At 63.5% G+C, this 4,506-nt stretch carries 3 protein-coding genes and 1 pseudogene; 2 read left to right on the forward strand and 2 right to left on the reverse strand.

Going from position 1 to position 4,506, the window contains the following annotated elements; genetic code table 11:
- Positions 1–175: 175 nt before the first annotated feature.
- Entirely contained in the window at positions 176–1,531 is a 1,356-nt protein-coding gene (glmU, locus tag BA190_RS34495; RefSeq protein WP_068299640.1) for a bifunctional UDP-N-acetylglucosamine diphosphorylase/glucosamine-1-phosphate N-acetyltransferase GlmU, read from the reverse strand.
- 317 nt (positions 1,532–1,848) lie between these two features.
- Positions 1,849–2,271, reverse strand: coding sequence for a lysozyme inhibitor LprI family protein (locus tag BA190_RS34500; protein WP_202908576.1), 423 nt, complete (start codon positions 2,269–2,271; stop codon positions 1,849–1,851).
- A 262-nt stretch (positions 2,272–2,533) separates the two neighbouring features.
- On the opposite strand from BA190_RS34500, the gene gcl reads away from it, so the two are divergent.
- Positions 2,534–4,303: a glyoxylate carboligase gene (gene gcl / locus BA190_RS34505; protein WP_068299644.1), complete on the forward strand. Its 1,770-nt coding sequence runs from the start codon at positions 2,534–2,536 to the stop codon at positions 4,301–4,303.
- A 97-nt stretch (positions 4,304–4,400) separates the two neighbouring features.
- Positions 4,401–4,506 (forward strand): annotated as a pseudogene (locus BA190_RS37020) (hydroxypyruvate isomerase); the annotation flags it as partial.

Here is a 4,506-nt window from a genome sequence, read left to right on the forward strand (position 1 = left end):
CATCCTCTCCCCGTAAACGGGGCGAGGGGGCTCATATGTCGAGCTCGATCTCCAACCCCCTCATCTCGCCCAACCCCTTATCTTAGCGCCTATGGACGAGGACGTTCGCGCTCCCAGGAATGCCACACGCCGAAGGGGCAATCGTTTCGAGGCCTGGTATTACCCACGCGCCCCTTCAGCTTTTGCTCTTGGCTGCCTTTTCAGCCTTCTTCTTCGCGCGGTAGGCCTTGGCCCAGCCGTCGATGCCGACCTGCCGGCCACGGGCCACCGCCAGGGCATCGGCGGGCACGTCCCTTGTGATCACCGAGCCGGCACCAATATTGGCGTTGTCGCCGATGGTCACGGGTGCCACCAGGGCCGAGTTGGAGCCAACGAACACGCCCGCACCGATATCGGTGCGATGCTTGAGATAACCGTCGTAGTTGCAGGTGATGGTACCCGCGCCGATATTGGCTTCCGCACCCACCCTGGCATCGCCGATATAGCTGAGATGGCTGATCTTGGCGCCCTTTTCGACGCTTGCCGCCTTGACCTCGACGAAATTGCCGACCTTGACCTCTTCGGCGAGGTCGGCGCCCGGCCGCAGCCGGGCAAAGGGGCCGACCGAGGCGCCACTGCCGACATGCGCACCTTCCAGATGGGAGAAGGCATGGATCACCGCGCCGCTCTCGATGGTCACGCCCGGACCGAACCAGCAATTGGGCTCGATCACCACATCGTTGCCGATGCGGGTGTCGTGCGAGAGGAAGACGGTCTCGGGTGCGATCATGGTCACGCCTTCGCGCATGGCGTTCGCGCGCAGGCGCGACTGCATGACGGCTTCCGCCGCTGCCAGCTGCAGGCGATCGTTCACCCCCTGCACTTCCTCCTCGGCGATCGGACGCGCCACGGCGCGAAGCCCTTGCCGATGCGCGATCTCGGCTGCGTCGGTGAGATAATATTCACCCTTGGCATTGTCGTTGCCGATGGCTTCGAGCAGAGCCAGGCCGTGCTCGCCGCTGAGCGCCATCAGGCCGCCATTGCAGAAACCGACGGCCTTCTGCTCGGGCGTGGCATCCTTTTCCTCGACGATTGCGGTGAGCGCATCGCCTTCGACGATCAGCCGGCCATAGCCGGTGGGATCGGCCGCATGGAAACCGAGCACGGCGACGCTGGCGCCATCCGCCAAGGCTGTCTTGAGTGTCTCGATCGACTGGGGACGTACCAGCGGCGTGTCGGCATAGAGCACGATGATGTCCTTGCCATCGGCCAGCGCCTCCTTCGCCGCCAGCACGGCATGGCCGGTTCCCTTGCGCTCCACCTGGGTGAAGACGGCACAGCCGGGCAGTTCCTTCTGGGCGACCTTGGCGACATCCTCCCTGCCGGGGCCGACGACGACGGCGGCATCGGTGATACCGGCCTGCTTCACGCTCGCCAGGACATGGGCCAGCATGGAGCGGCCGGCGATGGCATGCAGTACCTTCGGCAGTGACGATTTCATGCGGGTGCCTTCACCGGCGGCGAGGATGACGGCTAGGGTCGGTCGGGACATGTCATGATCCGTATACGTTGCGATAAGTTGCCTGCGCTCTATGAGATGTTCGGTATCAGTTGAACGAACGACAGTTTCAGTGTCAGAGCGACAGTGTTACGTCATTGATATGGACACTCCTGTCCCCTCATCATGACGTTTGTGTGATTCTTCGGTCGAATCCTGGGGCTTTATAAAGTTTCAGCCATCGGCGATCAACGCAGGCCGCGCAAATCCCCGGGAAGGGGACGATACGAGCCTGCTCCGGGAGAGCGACAGCAGGAAGCCTATCGACACGGGTTGTGTCAGAAATGCAGGCGAAGGGATGCGGCGCGCACTTAATTCGCCGCCGGCACCGAACAGCTCAAATCGCCTTCCGTGCAGTTGAGATAGGTCTTGAAGGTCTTGATGCGATCCTTCGTCAGGCCATCGCGGCACTGCGTCACCGCCAGCGGATAGAGGGTGCCACCGGTGACCCCGGCGCTTGAGAAATTGCATTCGGCGTCGCGAAAGGCGACCCAGGCTCGTTGCGCCGCCACCAGCAATTTCGTCTTGTCCGCATCGTCGTTCAGGCGCTTCTGGATCTGCTTGTAGAGCGTGTTGAGCTCGCCATCGGACGCCTTCAACGATTTGCCAGCGCATTGATTGAGCGCAGCCTCGTCTGCTGCATTGGCACAGTCCCCGGCCGCAAACGCCGGCCCTGCCGCGGAGACGACCGCCAGTCCCATCAAAGTGGTTCGTATCAAGCCGGGCAGCCGCATGGTCATTCTCCTCGATAGGCATGGCGATCACGAAGGAGGGACAACCTCTCACAATTTTCAGCTGCGGGCATCGGACTAGTACGACGCCCCATCAACCATCAACAGAAAGGGTCTTTTCGTCTCGTCTGTCCTCCGGATTCGAGAGCGATTTGCGCCAATCGGCCGCGGCCGGCACCGAGGCCAGGTTGCATAAAGCGGTTGACACGCCCTCAAATGCTGGCATCTTGTATACCAGAAAAACGACAAACAGGGCGGAACCTCCATGGCAAGAATGCGAGCAATCGACGCTGCCGTCAGGGTGCTGGAACGTGAGGGCGTGACCTGCGCCTTCGGCGTGCCGGGCGCCGCGATCAACCCGCTCTATTCGGCCATGAAGGCACGCGGCTCGATCAACCATTACCTCGCCCGCCATGTCGAAGGCGCCTCCCATATGGCCGAGGGCTATACGCGCGCCAAGGCCGGCAATATCGGCGTGTGCATCGGCACCTCCGGCCCTGCCGGCACCGACATGATCACCGGCCTCTATTCGGCCTCCGCCGACTCCATTCCGATCCTGTGCATCACCGGCCAGGCGCCGCGCGCCCGCCTCTACAAGGAAGACTTCCAGGCCGTCGACATCGAGGCCATCGCCAAGCCCGTGACAAAATGGGCCGTCACGGTGCGCGAGCCGGCCCTGGTGCCGCGCGTGTTCCAGCAGGCTTTCCACCTGATGCGCTCGGGCCGGCCCGGCCCGGTGCTGATCGACCTGCCCGTCGACGTGCAGACGGCCGAGATCGAGTTCGACGACGAGATCTACGCTCCCCTGCCCGTCTACAAGCCCGCCGCCACGCGGCTCCAGGCCGAAAGGGCCATCGCGCTCCTGCAGGAAGCCGAGCGCCCGCTGATCGTGGCGGGTGGCGGCATCATCAATGCCGATGCCGCCGACAGGCTCGTCGCTTTCGCCGAACTGACCGGCGTGCCCGTGATCCCGACCCTGATGGGCTGGGGTTCGATCCCCGACGATCACCCGCTGATGGCCGGCATGGTCGGCCTGCAGACCAGCCACCGCTACGGCAACGCCACGCTGCTTGCCTCCGACTTCGTCTTCGGCATCGGCAATCGCTGGGCCAACCGCCACACCGGTTCGGTGGAGGTCTACACCAAGGGCCGCAAATTCGTGCATGTCGACATCGAGCCGACCCAGATCGGCCGCGTCTTCAACCCCGATCTCGGCATCGTCTCCGATGCCGGAGCAGCCCTCGATCTCTTCCTGGACGTCGCCCGCGAGTTGCAGGCGCAAGGCAGGCTCAAGGATCGCTCCGCATGGGCTGACGAATGCCGCGGGCGCAAAAGCAGCCTGCATCGGCGCAGCCATTTCGACAATGTGCCGCTCAAGCCCCAGCGCGTCTATGAGGAGATGAACACCGCCTTCGGCCGGGATGTCTGCTATGTCTCGACCATCGGCCTGTCGCAGATTGCCGGTGCGCAGTTCCTGCGCGTGCACCATCCCCGCCACTGGATCAATTGCGGCCAGGCCGGCCCGCTCGGCTGGACCATTCCCGCCGCGCTCGGCGTGCGCGCAGCCGATCCTGACAGGGAGATCGTGGCGCTGTCCGGCGACTACGACTTCCAGTTCCTGATCGAGGAACTGGCCGTCGGCGCCCAGTTCAAGCTGCCCTATATCCATGTCGTGGTGAACAACGCCTATCTCGGCCTGATCCGCCAGGCCCAGCGCGGCTTCGACATGGATTTCCAGGTCCAGCTCTCCTTCGAGAACATCAATGCACCCGATCTCAAAAGCTATGGCGTCGACCACGTCGCCGTCGCCGAGGGGCTCGGCTGCAAGGCGATCCGGGTTCGCAGTCCCAACGAGTTCGGCCAGGCTTTCGAGAAGGCCCGCGAATGGATGCGTGACTATCAGGTACCCGTCGTCGTCGAGTTCATCCTGGAGCGCGTCACCAACATCGCCATGGGCCCCGAGATCGACGCAGTCACGGAGTTCGAGGACATCCTCGACCTGCCTATCCGGTCGGAAGCCGTCGCGGCCGAATAGCCGGCCATCGCTTCATCCACCCCGCAGATCCCTGTCGAGGAACGGTTCCTCGACCGGATGGTCTCGCCCTCAATTCGCCTGAACCGGGAATCCAGCCATGCCCAGATTTGCCGCCAATCTGACCATGCTGTTCAACGAAGTGCCGTTCATGGAGCGCTTCGCGGCAGCCGCCCGCAACGGCTTTGCGGGCGTGGAATATCTGT

It is taken from the genome of Labrys sp. WJW (assembly GCF_001676615.1).
Lineage (GTDB): Bacteria > Pseudomonadota > Alphaproteobacteria > Rhizobiales > Labraceae > Labrys > Labrys sedimenti.